The 21,646-nt window shown below is 71.1% G+C and carries 22 protein-coding genes and 1 pseudogene; 17 read left to right on the top strand and 6 right to left on the bottom strand.

Annotated elements, in window-relative coordinates; all coding sequences use genetic code 11:
- The 6 genes from CLM62_RS36145 to argF form a co-directional block, all read left to right on the top strand.
- Positions 1–420, top strand: a 420-nt coding sequence (locus CLM62_RS36145; protein ID WP_143659208.1) for an alpha/beta fold hydrolase, incomplete at its 5' end; no start/stop codon positions are given.
- Positions 417–1,556 (top strand): caspase family protein, encoded by a 1,140-nt coding sequence (locus CLM62_RS36140; RefSeq protein WP_095754115.1) that lies wholly within the window; start codon positions 417–419, stop codon positions 1,554–1,556. The genes CLM62_RS36145 and CLM62_RS36140, both read left to right, overlap by 4 nt.
- A gap of 106 nt (positions 1,557–1,662) precedes the next feature.
- Complete coding sequence (locus CLM62_RS36135; RefSeq protein WP_095754114.1) at positions 1,663–1,893, top strand: hypothetical protein; 231 nt, start codon at positions 1,663–1,665, stop codon at positions 1,891–1,893.
- A 90-nt stretch (positions 1,894–1,983) separates the two neighbouring features.
- A complete protein-coding gene (locus CLM62_RS36130) occupies positions 1,984–3,723 on the top strand; it encodes an HEXXH motif domain-containing protein (protein WP_095754113.1) in 1,740 nt (579 codons plus the stop codon).
- Between the two features lie 132 nt (positions 3,724–3,855).
- Positions 3,856–5,076, top strand: a complete 1,221-nt coding sequence (locus tag CLM62_RS36125; protein ID WP_095754112.1) for an arginine deiminase — start codon at positions 3,856–3,858, stop codon at positions 5,074–5,076.
- Between the two features lie 108 nt (positions 5,077–5,184).
- On the top strand, positions 5,185–6,198 hold the full coding sequence (gene argF, locus CLM62_RS36120) for an ornithine carbamoyltransferase (RefSeq protein ID WP_095754111.1): 1,014 nt from the start codon (positions 5,185–5,187) through the stop codon (positions 6,196–6,198).
- 35 nt (positions 6,199–6,233) lie between these two features.
- Here the strand turns inward: argF and CLM62_RS36115 are convergent, their stop codons facing one another.
- On the bottom strand, positions 6,234–6,692 hold the full coding sequence (locus CLM62_RS36115; protein ID WP_095754110.1) for an ATP-binding protein: 459 nt from the start codon (positions 6,690–6,692) through the stop codon (positions 6,234–6,236).
- 327 nt (positions 6,693–7,019) lie between these two features.
- Between CLM62_RS36115 and CLM62_RS36110 the strand changes: the two genes are divergently transcribed.
- Positions 7,020–7,847 carry an enoyl-CoA hydratase family protein gene (locus CLM62_RS36110; protein ID WP_095754109.1) on the top strand — a complete coding sequence of 276 codons (828 nt, stop codon included), beginning with the start codon at positions 7,020–7,022 and terminating at the stop codon, positions 7,845–7,847.
- A gap of 77 nt (positions 7,848–7,924) precedes the next feature.
- Positions 7,925–10,207 carry a bifunctional salicylyl-CoA 5-hydroxylase/oxidoreductase gene (locus CLM62_RS36105; RefSeq protein ID WP_257004288.1) on the top strand — a complete coding sequence of 761 codons (2,283 nt, stop codon included), beginning with the start codon at positions 7,925–7,927 and terminating at the stop codon, positions 10,205–10,207.
- A gap of 91 nt (positions 10,208–10,298) precedes the next feature.
- Here the strand turns inward: CLM62_RS36105 and CLM62_RS36100 are convergent, their stop codons facing one another.
- Both CLM62_RS36100 and CLM62_RS36095 read right to left on the bottom strand, forming a co-directional pair.
- Entirely contained in the window at positions 10,299–11,111 is an 813-nt protein-coding gene (locus tag CLM62_RS36100; protein ID WP_095754107.1) for a PaaX family transcriptional regulator C-terminal domain-containing protein, read from the bottom strand.
- Positions 11,112–11,126: 15 nt separating this feature from the next.
- Complete coding sequence (locus CLM62_RS36095) at positions 11,127–12,719, bottom strand: AMP-binding protein (protein ID WP_095754106.1); 1,593 nt, start codon at positions 12,717–12,719, stop codon at positions 11,127–11,129.
- Positions 12,720–12,914: 195 nt separating this feature from the next.
- Between CLM62_RS36095 and CLM62_RS36090 the strand changes: the two genes are divergently transcribed.
- The 3 genes and pseudogenes from CLM62_RS36090 to CLM62_RS52805 all read left to right on the top strand — a co-directional run.
- On the top strand, positions 12,915–14,120 hold the full coding sequence (locus CLM62_RS36090) for an acyl-CoA dehydrogenase family protein (RefSeq protein WP_095754105.1): 1,206 nt from the start codon (positions 12,915–12,917) through the stop codon (positions 14,118–14,120).
- Positions 14,117–14,515, top strand: a complete 399-nt coding sequence (locus CLM62_RS36085; protein WP_095754104.1) for a RidA family protein — start codon at positions 14,117–14,119, stop codon at positions 14,513–14,515. The genes CLM62_RS36090 and CLM62_RS36085 overlap by 4 nt, the downstream gene beginning before the upstream one ends.
- Before the next feature lie 6 nt (positions 14,516–14,521).
- Positions 14,522–14,680 (top strand): annotated as a pseudogene (locus CLM62_RS52805) (alpha/beta hydrolase); the annotation flags it as partial.
- A gap of 100 nt (positions 14,681–14,780) precedes the next feature.
- Here the strand turns inward: CLM62_RS52805 and CLM62_RS36075 are convergent.
- Positions 14,781–14,975 carry a DUF5999 family protein gene (locus CLM62_RS36075; protein WP_095754103.1) on the bottom strand — a complete coding sequence of 65 codons (195 nt, stop codon included), beginning with the start codon at positions 14,973–14,975 and terminating at the stop codon, positions 14,781–14,783.
- A 163-nt stretch (positions 14,976–15,138) separates the two neighbouring features.
- On the opposite strand from CLM62_RS36075, the gene CLM62_RS36070 reads away from it, so the two are divergent.
- On the top strand, positions 15,139–15,897 hold the full coding sequence (locus CLM62_RS36070) for a DNA alkylation repair protein (protein ID WP_095754102.1): 759 nt from the start codon (positions 15,139–15,141) through the stop codon (positions 15,895–15,897).
- A gap of 26 nt (positions 15,898–15,923) precedes the next feature.
- Here CLM62_RS36070 and CLM62_RS36065 read toward each other — a convergent pair whose 3' ends face one another.
- The gene (locus CLM62_RS36065; protein WP_306457960.1) at positions 15,924–16,553 is read right to left on the bottom strand and encodes a hemerythrin domain-containing protein; all 630 of its coding nucleotides are present in this window, start codon (positions 16,551–16,553) and stop codon (positions 15,924–15,926) included.
- Between the two features lie 304 nt (positions 16,554–16,857).
- On the opposite strand from CLM62_RS36065, the gene CLM62_RS36060 reads away from it, so the two are divergent.
- Complete coding sequence (locus CLM62_RS36060) at positions 16,858–17,277, top strand: ATP-binding protein (RefSeq protein ID WP_257004287.1); 420 nt, start codon at positions 16,858–16,860, stop codon at positions 17,275–17,277.
- Between the two features lie 2 nt (positions 17,278–17,279).
- Here the strand turns inward: CLM62_RS36060 and CLM62_RS36055 are convergent, their stop codons facing one another.
- Positions 17,280–18,026: a GAF and ANTAR domain-containing protein gene (locus CLM62_RS36055; RefSeq protein ID WP_179382379.1), complete on the bottom strand. Its 747-nt coding sequence runs from the start codon at positions 18,024–18,026 to the stop codon at positions 17,280–17,282.
- A 638-nt stretch (positions 18,027–18,664) separates the two neighbouring features.
- Between CLM62_RS36055 and CLM62_RS36050 the strand changes: the two genes are divergently transcribed.
- From CLM62_RS36050 to CLM62_RS36035, 4 genes are all read left to right on the top strand, one after another.
- On the top strand, positions 18,665–19,564 hold the full coding sequence (locus tag CLM62_RS36050) for an RNA polymerase sigma factor SigF (RefSeq protein ID WP_095754099.1): 900 nt from the start codon (positions 18,665–18,667) through the stop codon (positions 19,562–19,564).
- A 485-nt stretch (positions 19,565–20,049) separates the two neighbouring features.
- Positions 20,050–20,286 carry a hypothetical protein gene (locus CLM62_RS36045; RefSeq protein ID WP_095754098.1) on the top strand — a complete coding sequence of 79 codons (237 nt, stop codon included), beginning with the start codon at positions 20,050–20,052 and terminating at the stop codon, positions 20,284–20,286.
- Positions 20,287–20,382: 96 nt separating this feature from the next.
- A complete protein-coding gene (locus tag CLM62_RS36040) occupies positions 20,383–20,934 on the top strand; it encodes a VanZ family protein (RefSeq protein WP_095754097.1) in 552 nt (183 codons plus the stop codon).
- A gap of 389 nt (positions 20,935–21,323) precedes the next feature.
- Positions 21,324–21,503: a hypothetical protein gene (locus CLM62_RS36035; protein ID WP_095754096.1), complete on the top strand. Its 180-nt coding sequence runs from the start codon at positions 21,324–21,326 to the stop codon at positions 21,501–21,503.
- Positions 21,504–21,646: the final 143 nt, after the last annotated feature.

Raw genomic sequence — 21,646 nt, 5'->3', positions numbered from 1 at the left:
CTGCGCTACCTCAGCCGCGGCGAGGCCGTCCGCGCCGACCTGCGCGCCCTCGTCGCGGGCCTGGAGCCGCCCGTCGCGCTCGTCTGTCACAGCCTGGGCGGCATCATCGCCCTGGACACCCTGATCTCCGCCCCGCTGCCCCAGGTCCGCCTCCTGGTGACGGCCGGCTCCCAGGGACCCTTCCTGTACGAGTCCGGCTCCCTGCCCTCCCTCGACCACCCGGCCCCGCTGCCGCCGCACGTCCCCGACTGGCTGAACCTGTACGACCCCCACGACCTGCTCTCCTACCTCGGTGCGGACCTGTTCCCGGGCCGTGTCACCGACGTCGCCGTCGACAGCCGCCAGCCGTTCCCCGCCGCGCACAGCGCCTACTGGACCAACCCCGAGGTGTACCGCCGCATCGTGGACCGCCTGCCGTGACGGGCCCCGTGCCGCCCTTGCCGCCACGCGTGGATCCCGCCCGCGTGCACGCCCTGATCGTCGGCATCGAGAGGTACGACGCCGGCTCCGGCTGGGACCTGCCCGGGCCGGCCCGGGACGCCGTCGCCTTCCACCGGCTGCTGCGCGCGGCCGGGGTGCCGGACGCCCAACTCCGGCTGCACCTCGCGCCGTTGCCGCCGTACGCCCCCGAAGTCCCGTACGAGCCCGCCGACCACGCCACCCTGCGTCGCGTCCTGGTCCGTGAACTTCCCCTGGTTCAGGGCGACATCCTGTGGGTGTGGTGGGGCGGGCACGGCGTTCTCGACCGGGCCGGGCGGCTGCGGCTGTTCTGCGCCGACGCGTCCACCGCCGACAAGCTGGGCATCGACCTGGACTCCGCGCTCGCCCGGTACGCCGGCGACGCCGTGCCTGGCTTCGCCGAGCAGTTGTGGATCGTGGACGCCTGCGAGACCTTCGAGGAGGCCCTCGGCTTCCGGGAGCCGCTGCCGCCCGACGCGCTGCCCGTGGGACGGCGCAGCCTCGCCCATCAGCAGACCCTGCTGCGCGCGGCGGGCCGCGGCCGGGCCGCCGCCAACGACCCCGTGCGCGCCACCGGGCTCTTCTCCGAGATCATGCTCGGTCTGCTGGCCGCCCGAGCGGCCGTCCTGCCCGCCCCGCCCGATCCGGAGGAACTGTTTCCGGCCGTAAGGACACGTATCGCGGCCCTCAGGGAAGCGGGACGTACCCATCAGTATCCGGAGATCCGACTGCGGAGTCCCGAGCGCACCGAGATCCTGCCCGCGGCGGCACCGACCGCCGAGCGGCGCCCGGTCTCGCCGCTGCAGCGGGCCGTGGAGGCGCTGCTCGCCTACCCGTTGATGGGCGACCCCACCGAACGGCAGACCGTGGTCGCCGCGTTGAACCCCCGTGTCACAGCGATGCTGCCCCGTCACCCCAGGGCCCGCACGGACGCCATCGGCATCCTCAATGCCCTCTCCCGGCACCACCCGGAGGCGCTGTGGGAGCTGTTCGACGCCGTGGTGTCCGTCGACGACGACCCCGAGCGTAAGGAAGAACTCGAGGCCGCGCTGCGCGATTTCGCGGCCTCGGTGAAGCGTCCGAGCGATCGGAAATGATCGGGTGGCGTGATCGTACGGTTTTCGACCCGGGCGGGAATGGCCATGATGGAAAAGGACACGGGCACGGGGCATCGCGTGCCACCGTGCGAGAAGGGGGAGCATCTTGGACCGGCCGCCCGCACCGCACCACCCCGCAGCCACCGCCCAGGCGTCGGCCGCCACCAGGCATGCCGACGTCTGGGAGTCGGATCTGGCGGACCTCGCGGCGCTGCCCTTGACCGCCGTGGACGGTCTCGCCCCGCTCGGCCCGACCGCCCGTCTCCTCGAAGAGGTCCTGCGCGCCCGCAGCGGCATCAGGGGCGGAGGTGAAGGGGGAAGCGCCCGGGCCGAATAGCGCCGCCCGTTCCTACGGCAGACCCTGACGAGGCCCCTGCGCCCGTCGGGGCCCCAGCATGCCCGCACCCGCGACCGGAGGTCCCCGCCCATGACCAGTGAGCCGCACCCCGCCCCGTTCCGCATGCCGGAGCGGCTCTTCGCGGAACTGGCCGCGGGCGGCGGCTCCGCGGAGGCCGTCGCCTTCCTCGAACGGGGGGAGCGGGCGCGCCGGCTGCTGCTCCTGCGGACGCTGCTGGACCGCCTCGACGCGCTGCCCACACCGCTGACCCCGGCCGCCGAGGCATGGCGCGTGCTGAAGGAGGCGGCGGCCCGGGCGCCCGAGCCGGTCGACCGGCTGCTGCTCGCCCCGGCGACCGGCGCCTGGCTCGCCCATGTACTGCGCCGGGCGCACGGCACCGCGACGGGCCCGCCGCTGTGGGCGGAGGCGGGCCATCTGTGCGCCCTGGCCGTCACGGCGTCCCTGCGCGCCGGCACGGAGGCCGACCTGACGGTCCCCCTCACCGACGGCGCGCTCTCCCTTCCCGGCCTGGGACTGGCCCGACTCACCGACGGAAAAGGAGGGTTGACGGTCGGTCAGGCCCACACGGACGGGGGAGAGCTGACCCTCACCGGGGCCGGGCGCGGCGGCGGTACGACGTCCCTGACGATCCGTCCGGCCACGGCACCGTTACCGATCGGGGGCGCCCAGGCCGTCGTAGAGGAATCCGACCCGCTGGACCCGGCGTCCTCCTGGCTCCCCCTGCGCACCCTCACCCATCCCGGCCCCGCCGGACCCGTCGCCATACCCCTCGACGACCTCGATCCCTACCGTGACCTGGACGACCCCCTGCCGCCCGCCCGGCTGGAAGCCGCGGAGGCGCGGGCGTGGCAGCGGCTGTTCGAGGAGGCCGTCGCGGTGCTCGCCGTGCCGGGCGGTACCGGGCCCGGGCGGATCGACCCGGCCGCGATCCGCTCCGTCGTGCCCTGGGGCCGTACCGGCGCCGTGCCGCCCGCCCCGCCGGCCGTGCTGGTCTCCGCGTCCAGCGGCGACTCCTTCGGCGCCATGGTGATCGCCCGGCCCTCCCGCGCGCTCGCCCTCGCCGAGACGCTCGTCCACGAGTTCCAGCACAGCAAGCTGGCCGCCCTGCTGCACCTCTTCCCGTTGCTCGAGGACGACAGGGCGGAGCGTTACTACGCCCCCTGGCGTCCCGACCCGCGCCATCTCACCGGCCTGCTGCACGGCGCGTACGCCTTCACCGGCGTCGCGGGCTTCTGGCGGGACCGCCTGGCCTGCGCGGGGGACGGCCGGTCGGCCGACGAGGCCGGCTACCACTTCGCGCTGCGCCGCCTGCAGAGCCGGCTCGTGGTGCGCACCCTGCTCGCCGAGGGCCGTCTCACCACCCAGGGCCGCGCCCTGGTGTCGGCCCTCGCGCGCACCCTGGACGGCTGGCTGCGCGAACCCGTACCCCCGGCCGCCCTGACCCGCGCCCGTGCGGCCGCCGCGCTGCACCGCACCGAGTGGCGTCTGCGCAACGTACTTCCGGTGTCCGACGCCACGGACGCGGCCGGCACCCCCCGCTTCCGCCCCGACCGCACCTCCTGGCCGGACGTCCGCACCCCCGCCTTCGCCACCCCTCCCGCCGCCCCGCGCACCGCCGACGAGCACCTCGCCGCCGGGAATCCGGCCGCCGCGCTCACCGCGTACGCCGACGAACTGGCCGCCGACCCGGCCGAACCGCACGCCCTCGCGGGCTGGATCGTCGCCCGTGCCGCCCTCGACCCGGGCCGCGCCTCCCGCCGAATGCTGGCCCGCCCGGAACTGATCCGACAGCCACTGCCGAGCGGTTGACCCCGGCCACGCGCCTGAAGCCGATCGGCAGCCGATCGTCCGTCCCGATTCTCGTCAAGGAGACGAAAACAAGGTCGTGCGGAAACGGTCGACCAGCGGGTGAACACGGTCTCCGGTGGTCAGGATGGAGGCATGGGATTCCATGTCGACTCCGAGGCCGGGCGGCTGCGCCGCGTCATCCTGCACCGGCCGGATCTCGAGCTCAAAAGGCTCACCCCCAGCAACAAGGACGCCCTCCTCTTCGACGACGTGCTGTGGGTGCGCCGGGCACGCGCCGAGCACGACGGGTTCGCCGACGTGCTGCGCGACCGCGGGGTCGCCGTGCACCTCTTCGGCGACCTGCTGACCGAGGCCCTGGAGATCCCGGCGGCCCGAGCGCTCGTCCTGGACCGGGTCTTCGACGAGAAGGAGTACGGGGTGCTCGCCACCGGCCACCTCCGGGCCGCCTTCGAGACCCTGCCCGCCCGGGAGCTGGCCGACGCGCTCGTCGGCGGCATGACCAAGCGGGAGTTCCTGGACGCGCACGCGGAGCCGACCTCCGTGCGCTTCCACGTCATGGAGCTCGACGACTTCCTGCTCGCCCCCCTGCCCAACCACCTCTTCACTCGCGACACCTCCGCCTGGATCTACGACGGCGTCTCCATCAACGCCATGCGCTGGCCCGCCCGGCAGCGCGAGACCGTGCACTTCGAGGCGATCTACCGGCACCACCCGCTGTTCCGTGACGAAACGTTCAATGTCTGGTCCGAGGGGCAGGCCGACTACCCGTCCACCATCGAGGGCGGGGACGTCCTGGTCATCGGCAACGGCGCGGTCCTCATCGGCATGAGCGAGCGGACGACCCCCCAGGCCGTCGAGATGCTCGCGCACAAGCTGTTCACCGCCGGCTCCGCGCAGACGATCGTGGCCCTCGACATGCCGAAACGGCGCGCCCTCATGCACCTCGACACCGTGATGACGATGGTCGACGGCGACACCTTCACCCAGTACGCGGGGCTCGGCATGCTCCGCTCGTACACCATCGAACCGGGCGTCGGCGAGGAGCTGAAGGTCACCGACCACCCGCCGGAGCACATGCACCGCGCGATCGCCGCAGCCCTCGGACTGAGCGAGATCCGCGTCCTGACCGCGACCCAGGACGTGCACTCCGCCGAGCGCGAGCAGTGGGACGACGGCTGCAACGTGCTGGCCGTCGAGCCGGGCGTCGTCGTCGCCTACGAGCGCAACGCCACCACCAACACGCATCTGCGCAAGCAGGGCATCGAGGTGATAGAGATCCCCGGCAGCGAGCTCGGGCGGGGGAGGGGCGGGCCGCGGTGCATGAGCTGCCCGGTCGTACGCGAGGCCGTATAGATACGCGAGGCCGTATGGAGAGGCCGTGGAGAGCCGCCGCTGTATAGAAATGCTGATCGTCGTATAGACTTCCAGTGTCCCTGTTCTCGTCCCCCTGGAGCGCCCCCCATGGCGACAGTCCCGACCACCCTCGCCGGCCGCCACTTCCTCAAGGAGCTGGACTTCACCGAGGGCGAGTTCCGCGGTCTGATCGAACTGGCCGCGGAACTCAAGGCCGCGAAGAAGGCGGGGGCGGAGACCCAGTACCTGCGGGGCAGGAACATCGCGCTGATCTTCGAGAAGACCTCCACCCGCACGCGCTGCGCGTTCGAGGTCGCCGCCGCCGACCAGGGCGCCTCGACGACGTACCTCGACCCCTCGGGTTCGCAGATCGGTCACAAGGAGTCCGTGAAGGACACCGCGCGGGTGCTGGGCCGGATGTACGACGCGATCGAGTACCGCGGGGACAGTCAGGCCAAGGTCGAGGAGCTTGCCGCGTACGCCGGCGTGCCCGTCTACAACGGCCTCACCGACCACTGGCACCCCACCCAGATGCTCGCCGACGTGCTCACCATGACCGAGCACTGCAGCAAGGACCTCGTCGAGGACGGTTTCGTCCTCGCCTACCTCGGCGACGCCCGCTTCAACATGGGCAACTCCTATCTGATCACCGGCGCGCTGCTCGGCCTGGACGTCCGTATCGTCGCGCCCAAGCAGTACTGGCCCAGTGACGACGTCGTCGCCCGGGCCCGCGAGCTGGCCGAGGGCAGTGGTGCCGCCATCGTGCTCACCGAGTCCGTGGAGGAGGGCGTCGCGGGCGCCGACTTCGTCGCCACCGACGTCTGGGTCTCCATGGGCGAGCCCAAGGAGGTCTGGGACGAGCGGATCGCCGCGCTCGGCCCGTACGCCGTGACCATGGACGTCCTGCGCGCCACCGGCAACCCGGATGTGAAGTTCCTGCACTGCCTGCCCGCCTTCCACGACCTCGGCACCAAGGTCGGGCGCGAGATCCACGAGTCCCACGGCCTGGAGTCCCTCGAGGTCACGGACGAGGTCTTCGAGTCGGCGCACTCGGTGGTCTTCGACGAGGCGGAGAACCGTATGCACACGATCAAGGCGGTCCTCGTGGCCACGCTGGCCTGATCAGTCCTTGCTTCTCGCGTTCTTCGCGGGGACGGTCATACCGGACGCCGCTGACGCGGTATCGACGGCAGCCTGAACCACACCGCCTTGCCGGACTCGGTGGAGCGGTGGCCGCAGGACGAACTGAGCGTGCGGATCAGCAGCAGACCGCGCCCGTGCTCCTGCCAGGGATCGGGCTCGGTGTCCGCCGGACGCGTGAGGTCGCCGGGCGGCACCGGGTCCGGGTCGTGCACCTCCACCCGGCAGCCGGTCGGCAGCAGCTCCACCACGAGCTCGATCGGCGCGTCGCCGGCGGTGTGCTCCACGGCGTTCGCCACCAGCTCCGCCGTGAGCAGTTCCGCGGTGTCGCTGTCGGCCCCGTGCTCCAGCTCCGCCAGCGCCGTGCGCACCAAGGCGCGGGCCACGGGCACGGCCGCGACGGAGTGCGGCAGCGCGATGCGCCAAGAAGCGGAGGCGGAGGCGGAGGGGCGTTCGTACAAGGCGGGTCCGTTCATGAGCAGGCTGTCCTGCTTTCAACCTGATGAATGGTACGGGGCCACCCGGCAGAGGCGTCCGACGGGCACCGTACGGGACCGTCGGCCCCCTTGCCGGGCGGCTTACCCGGGTGAACGGCGGGCCTCGCGCGGTTGCTCCCGCCGTTACGGGGGTGTCGACGAGCCGTGACGGATGTGACGGAGCGGGGTCGGATCCGGGTCACGCGCATCCGTCCGTCTGTATCGCGGACTCGTGACGACAGTCACGGATGAGTGATAACTTCGTGGAGTAGTGCTCCGTGAGTCCGTGAGGCAGTGCCCGTCGCTCCCACGAGGAGGCCGCACCCCATGAGTCCGTTCACCGGCTCCGCCGCCCGCACCTCCCACTGGCAGCATCTGCGCGTCACCGTCGCCGACGGCGTCGCCACCGTCACCCTCGCCCGCCCCGACAAGCTCAACGCGCTCACCTTCGGCGCCTACGCCGACCTGCGCGACCTGCTCGCCGAACTGTCCCGGGAGCGGTCCGTACGCGCCCTGGTGCTGGCCGGCGAGGGACGCGGCTTCTGCTCCGGCGGCGACGTCGACGAGATCATCGGCGCCACCCTGGCCATGGACACCGCCCAGCTCCTCGACTTCAACCGGATGACCGGGCAGGTCGTGCGGGCCGTACGGGAGTGTCCGTTCCCGGTGATCGCGGCGGTGCACGGGGTGGCGGCGGGCGCGGGGGCGGTGCTGGCGCTGGCGGCGGACTTCCGCGTCGCCGATCCGAGCGCCCGCTTCGCCTTCCTCTTCACCCGGGTCGGACTGTCCGGCGGCGACATGGGCGCGGCCTATCTGCTGCCCCGGGTCGTCGGACTGGGCCACGCGACGCGGCTGCTCATGCTCGGGGAACCGGTACGGGCGCCCGAGGCCGAGCGGATCGGCCTGATCAGCGAACTGACGGAGGAGGGGCGGGCGGACGAAGCCGCACAGGCGCTGGCCCACCGTCTGGCCGAGGGCCCGGCCTTGGCATACGCCCAGACCAAGGCGCTGCTCACGGCGGAGCTGGACATGCCGCTGGCCGCCTCGGTCGAGCTGGACGCATCGACCCAGGCCCTGCTGATGAACGGCGAGGATTACGCAGAGTTCCACGCGGCGTTCACGGAAAAGCGCCCACCGAAGTGGCGGGGACGGTAATGCCCACCTCAGGTGCACGTACCTCAGGGGCGCGGGGAACTGCGCGACCAGCCACACACGATGTACAACCGCCCGCGATGACCAGCCACCCCCAACGCATCGCAATCATCGGCGGCGGCCCCGGCGGCCTCTACGCCGCCACCCTCCTCAAACGCCTCGACCCGTCCCGCGAAGTAACCGTCTGGGAACGCAACGCCCCCCACGACACCTTCGGCTTCGGAGTAGTCCTCTCCGACGAAACCCTGGGCGGCATCGAACACGCCGACCCCGTGGTCTACGAGGCCCTCCAGAGAGACTTCATCCGCTGGGACGACATAGACATCGTCCACCGAGGCACCCGCCACACCTCCGGAGGACACGGCTTCGCGGCCCTCGGCAGAAAACGGCTCCTGCAAATCCTTCACGACCGCTGCCGCACCCTTGGCGTAGAGCTCCGCTTCCGCACCGAGGCCCCATACCCCGCCTGGCTGGCAGAGACGTACGACCTCGTCATCGCGGCCGACGGTGTGCACAGCACCACCCGCGAGGCCTACACCCATGTGTTCCGCCCCCATGTGGCCGCCCACCACTGCCGCTACATCTGGCTCGCTGCGGACTTCGCCTTCACATCCTTCCGCTTCGAGATCGCCGAGACCGAACACGGCGTGATGCAACTGCATGGCTACCCGTACGCGCCCGACGCCTCCACCGTCATCATCGAGATGCGCGAGGAGGTCTGGCACGCTGCCGGGTTCGACGAAATCACCCCGCAGGAGTCGATCGCCCGCTGCGCCAAGATCTTCGCGGACGCGCTGGGCGGGCGGCCGCTCAAGTCCAACAAGCCGGCGTGGACCACCTTCCGTACGGTGGTCAACGAGCGCTGGTCGCACGACAACATCGTTCTGCTCGGCGACGCCGCCCACACCGCCCACTTCTCCATCGGCTCCGGCACCAAACTGGCCGTCGAGGACGCCCTCGCGCTGGCGGCGTGTCTCGAGGAACAGGACTCACTGCGGAAGGCGCTGCGGGCTTATGAGGAGGAGCGGCGTCCCGTCGTCGCCTCCACCCAGCGCGCCGCCCGAGCCAGCCTGGAGTGGTTCGAGAACCTCGGCCTCCACCTCGACCAGCCGCCCCGCCAGTTCGCCTTCAACCTGCTCACCCGCAGCCGCCGCGTCACCCACGACAACCTGCGGCTGCGCGACGCCCGCTTCACCGAGTCGGTGGAGCGCGCGTTCGGCTGCCCGCCCGGCACGCCCCCGATGTTCACCCCGTTCCGGCTGCGCGGCCTGACCCTGCGCAACCGGGTCGTCGTCTCGCCCATGGACATGTACTCGGCCACCGACGGCCTCCCCGGCGACTTCCACCTCGTCCACCTGGGCGCACGGGCGCTCGGCGGCGCCGGGCTGGTGATGACCGAAATGGTGTGCGTCAGCGCGGAGGGACGGATCACGCCCGGCTGCACCGGCCTCTACACCGGCAGGCAGGCCGAGGCCTGGAGGCGGATCACCGACTTCGTGCACGCCCAGGCCCCCGGCACCGCGATCGGCGTGCAACTCGGCCACAGTGGGCGCAAGGGCTCGACCAAGCTGATGTGGGAGGGCATCGACGAGCCCCTGGAGGACGGCAACTGGCCACTCGTGGCCGCGTCCCCGCTCCCGTACAAGCCGTACAGCCAGACCCCGCGCGCACTCTCCCGCGCCCAACTCACCGACCTCCGCGAGCAGTTCACCTCGGCTGCCGGGCGCGCCGCACGCGCCGGCTTCGACCTTCTCGAACTGCACTGCGCCCACGGCTACTTGCTCTCCGGCTTCCTCTCCCCGCTCACCAATCAGCGTACGGACGCCTACGGCGGCTCGCTCGAGCGGCGGCTGCGCTTCCCGCTGGAGGTCTTCGACGCCGTCCGGAGCGTGTGGCCGCAGGAGAAGCCCATGACCGTCCGCATCTCCGCCACCGACTGGGCCGAGGGCGGGACCACCGCCGAGGACGCCGTCGAGATCGCCCGCGCCTTCGCCGCACACGGCGCCGACGCGATCGACGTGTCGACCGGGCAGGTCGTGGCCGACGAACACCCGGAGTTCGGGCGGTCGTACCAGACGCCGTACGCCGACCGGATCCGCCACGAGGTGGGGATCCCGGTGATCGCCGTCGGCGCGATCTCCTCCTGGGACGACGTCAACTCGCTGATCCTGGCCGGTCGTACGGACCTGTGCGCCCTGGCCCGCCCCCACCTCTACGACCCCCACTGGACGCTGCACGCGGCGGCCGAGCAGGGCTACGAAGGGCCGGGAGTCGTCTGGCCGGCACCGTACCGGGCGGGCAGCCGCCGTCCGCAGACGGGGCGGACGGATGCTCCGAAACCCCGGCTCAGCCTGGGGAGTTGAGCAACCCCCGCGCCGTCAGCAGCGCGTACACCGCGTCCGCCGACTCCCAGAAGCCTGAAGGTTGTCTTAGTGACCCCCGGTGTGAATGGGATCACACGCCGACGAAGGCCGCCCCCGCATCCCGCAGCCGCTCGTGCAGCCCACGGAACACCGCCGCCGAGCGGGCGCCGGGCCAGCCCTCCGGGAGCAGGTGGGCCGGCAGCCCGGGGTCGGCGTAGGGGAGGTGGCGCCAGGAGTCCAGGGCGAGGAGGTAGTCGCGGTACGCCTCCTCGGGCGGGGTGTCCGTGCGCCGCTCCCAGTCGTGCAGCACGCGCGCGTGGCGGTCGAGGAACGCCTCGTGCTCCTTGGCGATCGCCGCCAGGTCCCACCAGCGGGCGACCGCCTCGGCCGTCGGCGCGAAGCCGAGGTGCTCGCCGCGGAAGAGGTCGACATACGGGTCGAGGCGCAGCCTTCGGAGGGTGTGCTCGGTCTCCTCGTACAGCCGTGCGGGGGCGATCCACACGCCTGGGGTGGCGGTGCCGAAGCCGAGACCGGCCAGGCGCGAGCGCAGCACGTGCCGCTTCTGCCGCTCCGACTCCGGCACGGAGAACACGGCGAGCACCCAGCCCTCGTCCCGCGGAGGAGCCGTGGCGTAGATGCGCCGGTCGCCGTCGTCTAGCAACTGGCGGGCGTCCGGCGACAGTTCGTACCCGGCCGCGCCCTGTGCCGTACGGGCCGGCACGAGCAGTCCGCGCCGTTTGAGCCGGGACACCGACGAGCGCACCGAGGGCGCGTCCACGCCGACGGCGGCCAGCAGCCGGATCAGCTCGGCGACGGGCACCGGGCCGGGCATGTGGCGTCCGTACGCGCCGTAGAGCGTGACGATGAGAGACCGTGGTGCATGCTGGTCGGACACGTTGATCATCTTAGTTCGTCGGCATCATTGCTGGTCACCATCAGTGCGCAGACGGAAGCGCTGGAGCTTGCCGGTCGCGGTGCGCGGCAGCGCGTCCAGGAACACGATCTCGCGCGGGCATTTGTAGGGCGCCAGTTCCGATGTGACGAAGGTGCGCAGCGCCTCGGCGTTCCGCGCCGCGCCCTCCTTGACGACGGCGTAGGCCACCACGATCTGCCCGCGCGCCGCGTCGGACCGGCCCACCACCGCCGCCTCCAGCACGTCCGGGTGGCGCAGCAGGGCCTCCTCGACCTCCGGCCCGGCGATGTTGTACCCGGCGGAGATGATCATGTCGTCCGCGCGGGCCACATAGCGGAAGTAGCCGTCGGGTTCGCGGACGTAGGTGTCGCCGGTGATGTTCCAGCCCTCGCGCACGTACTCGCGCTGCCGCGGGTCGGCGAGGTACCGGCAGCCGACCGGCCCGCGCACGGCCAGCAGCCCGGGCTCGCCGTCGGGGACCGGCGCGCCGTCGGCGTCCTGCACGCGCGCGTGCCACCCCGGTACGGCGACACCGGTCGTCCCGGGCCTGATGTGCTCGTCGGCCGCGGAGATGAAGATGTGCAGCAGCTCGGTGGCGCCGATGCCGTTGATGAGGCGCAGGCCCGTGCGCTCGTGCCAGGCCTGCCAGGTGGCGGCGGGCAGGTTCTCGCCGGCGGAGACGCAGCGGCGCAGGCAGGAGATGTCGTACCCGTCGAGCTCGGCGAGCATCGCGCGGTACGCGGTCGGCGCGGTGAACAGCACCGACACCCGGTGCTCTGCGATCGCGGGCAACAGCTGCTTGGGACCCGCCTGTTCGAGGAGCAGGGCACTGGCGCCGACGCGCATCGGGAAGACGACCAGCCCGCCGAGCCCGAAGGTGAAGCCCAACGGGGGACTGCCGGCGAAGACATCGTCCACATGGGGTGCGAGCACATGCTTGGAGAAGGTGTCGGCGATCGCCAGCACATCCCGGTGGAAGTGCATACAGCCCTTGGGGCGGCCGGTGGTACCGGAGGTGAAGGCGATCAGCGCCACGTCGTCGGCGGCGGTGTCCACGGCCCGGTACGGGGTGTCGGGCGCCGTCCGGTTCAGCAGGTCGTCGGGGGCGTCACCGCCGTACGCCGTGATCCTCAGCCCCGGAATCTCCGCCTTGGCGAGGTCGTCGACGGAGCGGATGTCGCACAGGGCGTGCCGCACCTCGGCCATCTCGCACATCGTGCGCAACTCGTGCGGGCGCTGCTGGGCCAGCACGGTGACGGCGACCGCGCCCGCCTTCAGCACGGCCAGCCAGCAGGCGGCCAGCCACGGGGTGGTGGGGCCGCGCAGCAGGACGCGGTTGCCGGGGACGACACCGAGGTCACGGGTCAGGAGATGCGCGAGCCGGTCCACGCGGGCGCGGAGTGTGCCGTACGTCCATGTGGCGCCGGAGGGGGTGTGGAAGACCGGGCGGTCGTCGGGCGGGCCGTGGAGCAGTTCGGCGGCGCAGTTGAGCCGTTCGGGGTAGCGCAGCTCCGGCAGGTCGAAGCGGAGCTCGGGCCACTGGTCGGGGGGCGGGAGGTGGTCGCGCGCGAAGGTGTCGACGTGGGCCGAGACGTTCATGACGGGTCGCCCCCTTGCCTTGGCGGGTCGCCTTGTGGGCGTCGTGGTGGCTCGGTGGTGCGCTTGGTGATGCGCTCGGTGGTGGGCTCGGTGGTGGGCTCGCGCAACGAGCGTATCGTGTTGGTGACGACAGTCAACTGTGCGCGATACCGTCGGGTGAAGGGCCACCGCGGCTCCGCGGAGGGAGGACCGGCAATGCCCGCATTCTCACTCGATCCGGCACAGACCGCCTGGTGTGCCCAGCTGCGCACGCAGGCCGCGCAGCGACTGCGCCCCCTCGCCGACAAGGGCGAACCGGGCCACGTCAACCGCCCGCTCCTCGCGGAACTCGGCCGACTCGGCCTGCTCGCCCGCCTGTTCACCTCCGGAGCGGTCGACCTGTGCCTGATGCGCGAGTCCCTCGCGTACGCCTGCACCGAGGCCGAGACCGCCCTCGCCCTCCAGGGCCTGGGCACCCACCCGGTCCACGCCCACGGCACCCCGGCCCAACGGGACCGCTGGCTCCCCCGAGTGGCCGAGGGCACGGCGGTGGCCGCCTTCGCCCTGAGCGAGCCGGGGGCGGGGTCGGACGCGGCGGCACTGACGCTGCGGGCCGATCGGGAAGCCTCCCGGCCGGGGGGCTCGCCGGCCGCCGAGCCCGGCGCCCCGAGGCCCGCCACCGCCCTCGACGCCGAGTCCGACGGCCCGTCCCGCTGGCGGCTCAGCGGTGAGAAGTGCTGGATCTCCAACGCACCCGAGGCCGACTTCTACACCGTCTTCGCCCGCACCACCCCCGGCGCCGGCGCCCGGGGCGTGACCGCGTTCCTCGTGCCCGCCGACCGGCCCGGCCTGAGCGGCACCGGGCTCGACATGCTCTCGCCGCATCCCATCGGCGCCCTCGACTTCGACGCCGTCCCGGTGACCGCCGACGACGTACTCGGCGAGCCCGACCGCGGCTTCCGGGTCGCCATGGGCACCCTCAACCTCTTCCGCCCCAGCGTCGGCGCCTTCGCGGTCGGCATGGCCCAGGCCGCCCTCGACGCGACCATCGACCACACCTCCCGACGGGACGCGTTCGGCGGCAAGTTGAGGGACCTCCAGACGGTCGCCCACACGGTCGCGGAGATGGCCCTGCGCACGGAGGCCGCCCGCCTCATGGTCTACGCGGCGGCGACGGCGTACGACGAGAGCGCACCCGACGTCCCGCAGCGCGCCGCGATGGCGAAGCTGCTCGCCACCGAGACCGCGCAGTACGTCGTCGACGCGGCCGTCCAACTGCACGGCGCCCGCGCCCTGCGCCGCGGCCACATCCTCGAACACCTCTACCGCGAGGTGCGCGCCCCACGCGTCTACGAGGGCGCGAGCGAGGTCCAACGCGGCATCATCGCCAAGGAGTTGTACGCCCGCCAGGAGGCCCCGTGACCGCCGAGCGCATCAACCCACCCGACCTGTCCCCACCCACCGGCTTCTCGCACGCCGTCGTCGCCACGGGCTCCCGCACGGTGTTCCTGGCGGGCCAGACCGCCCTCGACACCGACGGCAAGATCGTCGGCGACACCCTCCCCGAACAGTTCGAGCGGGCCCTCACCAACCTCCTCACCGCCCTCCACGCCTCCGGCGGCACACCCGCCGACCTCGCCCGCGTCACGGTCTACGCCACGGACATCGCCGCGTACCGCACCCACGCCGCCGAACTCGGCCGGACCTGGCGGGAGCTGGCGGGCCGCGACTACCCGGCGATGGCGGTCGTGCAGGTCGTACGCCTGTGGGACGAACAGGCCATGGTGGAACTCGACGGCTTCGCCGTACTGCCGTAGCCGGCCGACCTCGGGGACGTCACGCTGGTCGAGAGCGACTGCGGCCGCGCCCGGACGGTGGCGGCCCGGCACCCCGAACGGCCGGCGCGTCTCGTGCTGATCTCCTGCGAGGCCTTCGACAACTGTCCGCCGGGCCTGCCGGGCAAGATGATCGGCCTGGCCTGTCTGCGCACGGACCCGGATCGAGGACGCGCCTACGCTGATCGCCGAGGACCAGCCGAAGCGACTCGCCTCCGTACTGCGGGAGTTCATCGCACAGAAGTGATCAGGCGGCGATCGTCAGGCGCTCGACGGGCACCCGGTGAGGTGCGACGATCCGGCCGTCGGGCAGCAGCTCGCCGGTGTCGTCGAAGACGATCGCGCCGTCGCACAGCAGGTTCCAGCCCTGCTCGGGGTGGGCGGCGACGATGTGCGGGGCCTTGCGGTCGGTTGCGGGGCACGAGGGCTGGTGGGAACACATGGCGCACCTCCACGTTCGTAGTGCTCGCTGGGTCATTGCAGTGTGTATGGGTAGACCATGCTCCCGACGCGAACTCATCGGAACGGCGCGGCGGGAAGCGTGACAACACGCGGACAACTCCCGGACCGTTCCACGACGCTCGAGGCAGAGGGAGTATGCCGGGATGAACACCGAGGCGGCGGCCGGGCAGCTTCTGGAGCTGCTCGCCATGAAGGCGGACGCGGCCTTCGCGGAGCGTATGCAGCGGTTCTTCCCCAGCGAGATCGCCGCGCTTGGCGTGAGCAATGCCGCTGTGGTCGCTCTCGCGAACGACTACTTTCGCGAGAGGCCGGACGTTCCCGCGGAGACCCGGCTGCTCCTGGCCGAGGAGGTCTTGTCGTGGGCAACGCACCACGAAGAAGTACTCCTCGGATTCGCGCTCCTCCGCAAGGTCGCCAAGACCAAGCTGGGACCTGAACTTCTCGACCACTCCCTTGTCTGGCTCGAACAGCGTGTTTTCAATTGGGCACAGTGTGACGACTTGTGCCTGAAACTGCTGTACCCGTTCTTCTACGGGCATCTCGACCTGATCCCGCGGACTCAGCAGTGGATCGAGTCCCCTTCGAGCTGGGCGAGACGTGCCGCCAATGTGGCGATGGTGAAGTTCGTGCGGCGCAAGGTCGGGAAGTCGACCTTCGAACTGCCTCTGTCTCATGTCTTCGACAACTGCACCCGGCTCATGCACGACGACGACGTGTACGTACAGAAGGGCTGCGGGTGGTTGCTCAAAGTCGCCGGCGAGATTCACCCCGAGGAGGTGGCAGCCTTCCTTCGCACATGGAGGGGCGACTTGAAGCGTGACACGTTCAGGTATGCGATCGAGAAGATGGATCGACAGACGAGAGCGTCACTGATGTCGCTCGGCAGACAGGCAAGCCGATGAGTTCCCACGGATGCCGCCGCACCCCCTCACGAGCCGCTTCCCAGCAGGTCGGACGGGGTGCGGCGGCACCCGCCGTTCAGATGTCCCGGAAGAGACCAGCGAACGCAGTGACCTGCCCCAATGGGTTCTATGTCGTCACTGCCCCTGACGCGTCGAGTCGGTTCAGAACTATCTGACGAAGGCGTTGGGTACGAGGGTGCGCCGTGAACCATGCGCTGAACATGGACGACGCTGCCGCAGCGCGCATCGAGCAGGTCGGCGCGTGTCCTGGCGAAGGCGGCCGCGAGTTCCGCCCGACTCTGCCGGCTCAGGCTTTCGCATGCCCGGTTGACGAGGGTGCGTTCTTCCTCGTCGATGTGGCGGGCGGTGACCGAGGCAAGCTGCTTCAGCCGCCAGTCCCACTCGGCGGAGCCGATCTCGCGTACTTCCAGAAGGGCGAGGAGGACCTTGAGGGCTTCCCGGTGTGCTGCCTCGATGTGTTCGACGGTGTCGGTCTCCTCGAAGGGCATGAGCACGGGGTGCACCGAAGTTTCCTCGGCCTCGCCGTGCGCGATCATCAGCTGAGCGAAGTCGTTGAGCGCGGCCTGGCGGTCGGCCTCGATGCTCCGCATCAGGCGGAGCAGGTCTTCCATCATCCGGTGGTCATCGAGGATCACCTCGACGACGTCCTGGGGCGGTGTCATGAGATGCGCCTCCTCCCTGCAGTGGGTTCGCCTCCCGTTACCCGATCCGTCGGCAAGCAATGCTCTTGCTGCCCCGTTTGCGCCACATCCTCAGGTCGGAGCGGCCCGAGGGCGGCAGCGAGCGGGCGCCGTCGAGTGGCCCGCCGGCCTGCCGGGTTGGCGATCACCAGTACGGGGCATCAGGACTCGGGGGACCGGCCGCGCACAACATGCCGCGGCCCCGGCGAGCGGCCAGACCGCGGGGATGCCGGGAGACCAGGAGGGGAAGTGATCCGCCATGCGTACGCATCGGCGTACCCATCGGCGTTCCGTACGAGTGGAGTACCTGCTGCCGGACGAGGCCGCATCGGCGGGCAGGGCGCGGAAGCTGACCTCCGACTTCCTCGCCCGTTCCCGCCCCCGGATGACGCGGGTCGATGCCGGCCACATCGACGACGCGACGCTCATCGTGTCCGAGCTGGTCACGAACGCCACCCGGCATGGCCGCAGCGCCTGCCGCCTGCGCCTGCAGGTCTCCGACCGACAGGTGACCGTCGAGGTCTACGACGACAATCCGGACCAGCCCCGCATGCGGCCGTTGACGGCCGAGAGCGAAGGCGGACGGGGCCTGGCCATGGTGCGCTGCCTGGCACAGTGCTTCGACATCGCTCCGGTCAGCGGTGGCGGCAAGAGAGTGCGCGCGGTCCTGGCCATCTGAAGCTACGCAGGCACCCTGCCGTCGGAATCCTCATCATCGTCCGGGCCTTCGCGGCCGTTGAGCAGGTCCGCGGCCACCTCTGGCAACGACTGTGACTGGGTGAAACTGCGTGCGCGCAGCAGGTCCAGTGCATCGTGGACGGGGCAGCCCAGGCGGGCGGCGAGCACGCCGACCGCCTGATAGACGGTGGTCCACGGCTCGACGGGCGTCGGCCCGTTGCCATCGTCTTCTGCCAGGACGGCTTCCTGGGCGCGGAGGAACGGCGCGACCGCGAGCTGTGCGGCGTGCTGGGCGTACTCGACCTGTTCGTGTGCGAGTGCGTGCGGGCGGGCGAAGTAGAGGGTGATCACCCCCAATTGGAGGTTGCGCCTGGCCAGAGGCAATGCCAGCACCGTGCGCACGCCGGGCAGCCGTTCGGCCAGCGGCGCCGTCAGCTGCCAGACGTCTCCCTGCACGTCGGGGACCAGGACGGTGCGCCCGTCGGCGGAAGCGGTGACCGTGGGCCCGTCGCCCAGGGTGAACTGGCCTTCCTCGCCGTGCAACGCGAACGGGGTGGTGGCGTGCAGCAACTGCCACCGCTCCGTGTGCGGCAGGAGTGACACGGTTACGCCGTCGGCACCCAGCGCCTGTTGAAAGGTCTCGCACAACCGGGCCGGCATCTCACGCGGTGCCGCCGTGGCCACGGCGGCCGTGACCTGACGCACCGCCCATGGCGGCTCCTGTGCTGGCTCACGCTCGGCGGTCGTCACCGTTCGCCTCCGCTCATCGGGCTGCGGCCGGATGAAACCCGCGGCAGTCCTGTGCCACACCTCGTGACCACAGGTCAAACGCCGCACCGGCCCATGGGCGGGCGGTCGTACACCGGCAGGAAGCCCCGGGCAGTGGCTGCCGGGAACCACGCCGCAGTGGTGGGCCGCCACCGGCCCCAGTCCAGGACTGGCGACGGGTCGCCCCGTGGCGAACCCACCACTACTCATCCGCAAGGACCGGCCGCCTGCGGAACGAGGACTAGCCAGGACGCTGAGGGAGCCCTTCGGCCATGACTGGCCTCCGGCCAGCGACGCGCCAGCCCGTCCGCCGGCGGCACAGGATCTGTTACCCCGAGTTTGCGGATGGACACCCTTTCCTCCCGCGAGCCGCCGCAGCCCTCCAGCAGAGCCTCCGCTCCACGCGGCTCCCAGCGTCCCGCGCCACCTCCCCAATCGGCCCACGTCCCAGTAGGCACTGCCGGCTGGAGGGCCCCCGAATGCAGTAGCGCATGGTCGGCGCTACGTGCGAATTCCTCACGGAGAGTTAAGTCACAGGCATGTCACGATCATTAGGGGGGTATCAAGCAGGGCACGACGCGCTCCGCCCACGGGGCGCCCTTATCGTTTCGGGAGCGACGATGGCGACTGCGACCACCGGCAATCCAGTCCGCACGATCTCGTATGCGGAGCGACATACCACCGGCCCGGGCGCCGCGCATGCGGTCGTGCCGGGCCTGGAGGACCTGCCGCCCCTGCCCGACCCGGCCCACGTCGACGCGGCTGACGCGCGAGCGCTGTCCAAGACGCTGTTCGCGCGGCTCGACTCGCTGGAAGAGGGCACACCGGAGTACTCCTACGTGCGCAACTCCCTGGTGGAGCTCAATCTCGCCCTGGTGCGCTTTGCCGCCGGCCGCATGGGGGTGCGGGGCGAGTCGTACGACGATGTCATTCAGGTCGGCACCATCGGGCTGATCAAAGCGATCAACCGGTTCGACCTGCACCGCGGTGTCGAGTTCCCCACCTTCGCCATGCCGACCATCATCGGCGAGATCAAGCGGCACTTCCGCGACTCGAGCTGGGCCGTGCACGTCCCGCGCCGCCTGCAGGAACTGCGCCTGGACCTCACCAAGGCTGTGACGCACCTCGAGCAGACCCACGGCCGCGCACCCACCGTGCCTGAACTCGCCCGGCACCTGGACCTGGACGAGGACGAGGTCGTCGAAGGACTGGTCGCCGCCAACGGCTACACCACGTCGTCCCTGGACTATCCGAGCGACACCGAGAGCCCTGAGGACACCCTCGCCGACCACATCGGCTACACGGATCCGGACCTGGCGAAGGTCGAGGACCTGCACGCACTCAAGCCCCTCATCGCCGCTCTGCCGGCCCGCGAGCGCAAGATCCTCGCCCTCCGCTACGGCGCCGACATGACGCAGAGTGCCATCGGCAAGGAACTCGGGATCTCGCAGATGCACGTTTCCCGCATCCTGAACCGCACCCTCGCCCGTCTCCGAACCAAACTCGTCGGCCGACGATAGGCCGCCGGGCTCATCTGCTCCCCACAGCCACGTCGAAACGACTCCGGCCTTCGGCTACCGAGCGGTCGGCTGCGGGGCAGGGGTGGGTGGGCCACGGCAGGGGTGGGTGGGCCACGCCCCGGCCGTGGGCCCCACCCCTCTGCCCGGCCTACTCCGTGGCACTCAGGGGCGGCGGGTGAGCAGTGGCAGCGGATCAGGGATCTGCCCCGTGTCGTCCGGGGCGGACGGGAGGGCCGGGGGCGCCGGGGCTCGCGGGGTCCCCAGTGCAGAAGCAGGGCCGCTCGCCCAGAGGTACAGGGCGGCCAGACGCTCTCAGCCCACTGGGGGAGAACACTCGCCCATCCTTGCCTTGCTGCTGGCCCACTTGCCGAGCCGCCGCCCATGCTGATCCGGGCAGTCCGCGCGGATCACCGACGAGCTGGCCAATCCTCGGAGCCACCCGTATGGGGGTGGCTGAACCAGCTGACCCAGGACAGGTGAACGAAATGGCCGAACTCTCACAGCTGCTGCAACAGACCATGCGACGCAGGCGCCTGAACGCGCAAGCGCTCGCCGACCGCACAGGTATTCGCACGCCGCGGATCCGCGTCTTCGCCGAGGACGGTGCCCGCGGTCCCGTGCGGCCCACCGAGAAGGAACTGGCGGAACTCGCCGAGGCTCTGGCACTGCCCCTACGCGATATCCAGGAAGCCGCTCGTCCCGCGGCACCAGCGCCGGGCTGACGATCCCGCCCCGTCCCGGGGAGGCGGGGCGGCCTTCTCGAACCGATCACGGGTAACTGCCTTGCTACGCAGGAAAGTTGACGACTGGAGGACAGCATGGCCCGTACAGCCGCACGTCCGCACGCCGCTCTACGCCTGCGCACCAACAAGCCGAAGGCATCCCGCACGCCCAAGCGCGGGTCGCGACCGGCCCGGCGCGGACGACGGCCCCTGCCCCTCCCCGTCCGCGTGCTGGCGATGCTGTTCGCCTTCGCCTTCATGGTGGCATTCGCCGTCGTGCTGGCCCGGCTGACGTTGCAGCCCTCCCCTGCGTCGGTGGCGTTGGCCCACACCAACCTGCACCCGGGGCGTTCACTGCAGGCTTATCTGGACCAGCCCGCACTGCGGGACGCCGTCAAGCAGATCGGCGGCAACCTGTTGCTGGGCGTTCCGTTCGGGCTCCTGCTGCCGGTTCTCGCGCCGCGCACGCTCGGAATACTGCGGGTGCTGCTGCTGACCGCGATCGTCATGCTGCTGGTGGAGTGCGCGCAGGGCGCTCTGGTCACCGGGCGGGCCTTCGACGTGGACGACGTCATCCTCAACACGACCGGCGCCCTGGTGGGCTACCTCCTGCTGGGGCGGCGGCTGAGCCGGGCGGTGCACAGCTGAGGTCGGTGGCCGTGAGCGAAGCGGCGCCAGACGCACGGTGATGCCCCGCCAGTTGGAATCGGCGTACAGGACTTGCCACGAATCGCCGGCCCCGGGCTGCCCCACCCCGCACGCAGAAGGGATCTGGATGCCGGGGGAGCAGATCCAGCGGGGTGGTGCTGTTACGGGGCCGGCACCCGTTGGCCGATGTAGCGGTCGGCACCTGGGGCACAGCGGAGGCGGTCAGACTGCTCGTAGTTGGGTCGAGCACCCGTCAACAGCCCGTCGCTGCCCGCATGTGCCGGGGTGCGCTGCCCCCATACATATGCCGGTGGATCGAGGGCAGCCGGACAGTACGGAACACGTGAACAGCACGCGAGTCCGTCAGTGACGATGGAGGTGACACCGCCATGGACACGAAGGTGTTGGAGCGGTTTCCCGCAGGATCTCCGCGCGGATCGTGGCCTGCGGAGGAGTACGCGGCGCGACTACGGGCCGCGGGCGAGCCCTGCGCGACCGTCGTGATGGACCTCAAGTCGGATGCCTTCCTCGTCGTCGTCCGAGAGCGGACAGAACCACGGACGGCATGATGGCGTCCCGCCGAGTGGTGTAGCCAGGTCGAGCGACGGACTCGCGGGTGTCTGCTCGGGGGCGTGCACCCACTGTCCGTGACTGCTCCACGATTGGACCTGCCGCGTGACGGGGTCATGCGGGACATCGTCGACAGCTCTGC

This window comes from Streptomyces sp. SA15 (genome assembly GCF_002291145.1).
In the GTDB taxonomy this organism is placed as follows: Bacteria; Actinomycetota; Actinomycetes; order Streptomycetales; family Streptomycetaceae; genus Streptomyces.
Note: the sequence above shows the minus strand (reverse complement) of the source record. Positions and strands in the feature narration are given on the sequence as shown.

Excerpts from the sequence above, each read along its gene's own strand:
- CLM62_RS36115 (WP_095754110.1), bottom strand. The coding sequence starts at position 6,692 with ATGAACGGACCCGCCTTGTACGAACGCCCCTCCGCCTCCGCCTCCGCT.
- argF (WP_095754111.1), top strand. The coding sequence starts at position 5,185 with ATGGCGACAGTCCCGACCACCCTCGCCGGCCGCCACTTCCTCAAGGAG.
- CLM62_RS36105 (WP_257004288.1), top strand. The coding sequence starts at position 7,925 with ATGACCAGCCACCCCCAACGCATCGCAATCATCGGCGGCGGCCCCGGC.
- CLM62_RS36075 (WP_095754103.1), bottom strand. The coding sequence starts at position 14,975 with ATGTGTTCCCACCAGCCCTCGTGCCCCGCAACCGACCGCAAGGCCCCG.
- CLM62_RS36125 (WP_095754112.1), top strand. The coding sequence starts at position 3,856 with ATGGGATTCCATGTCGACTCCGAGGCCGGGCGGCTGCGCCGCGTCATC.
- CLM62_RS36090 (WP_095754105.1), top strand. The coding sequence starts at position 12,915 with ATGCCCGCATTCTCACTCGATCCGGCACAGACCGCCTGGTGTGCCCAG.
- CLM62_RS36095 (WP_095754106.1), bottom strand. The coding sequence starts at position 12,719 with ATGAACGTCTCGGCCCACGTCGACACCTTCGCGCGCGACCACCTCCCG.
- CLM62_RS36110 (WP_095754109.1), top strand. The coding sequence starts at position 7,020 with ATGAGTCCGTTCACCGGCTCCGCCGCCCGCACCTCCCACTGGCAGCAT.
- CLM62_RS36045 (WP_095754098.1), top strand. The coding sequence starts at position 20,050 with ATGGCCGAACTCTCACAGCTGCTGCAACAGACCATGCGACGCAGGCGC.
- CLM62_RS36130 (WP_095754113.1), top strand. The coding sequence starts at position 1,984 with ATGACCAGTGAGCCGCACCCCGCCCCGTTCCGCATGCCGGAGCGGCTC.
- CLM62_RS36070 (WP_095754102.1), top strand. The coding sequence starts at position 15,139 with ATGAACACCGAGGCGGCGGCCGGGCAGCTTCTGGAGCTGCTCGCCATG.
- CLM62_RS36040 (WP_095754097.1), top strand. The coding sequence starts at position 20,383 with ATGGCCCGTACAGCCGCACGTCCGCACGCCGCTCTACGCCTGCGCACC.
- CLM62_RS36060 (WP_257004287.1), top strand. The coding sequence starts at position 16,858 with ATGCGTACGCATCGGCGTACCCATCGGCGTTCCGTACGAGTGGAGTAC.
- CLM62_RS36035 (WP_095754096.1), top strand. The coding sequence starts at position 21,324 with ATGGACACGAAGGTGTTGGAGCGGTTTCCCGCAGGATCTCCGCGCGGA.
- CLM62_RS36050 (WP_095754099.1), top strand. The coding sequence starts at position 18,665 with ATGGCGACTGCGACCACCGGCAATCCAGTCCGCACGATCTCGTATGCG.
- CLM62_RS36100 (WP_095754107.1), bottom strand. The coding sequence starts at position 11,111 with ATGATCAACGTGTCCGACCAGCATGCACCACGGTCTCTCATCGTCACG.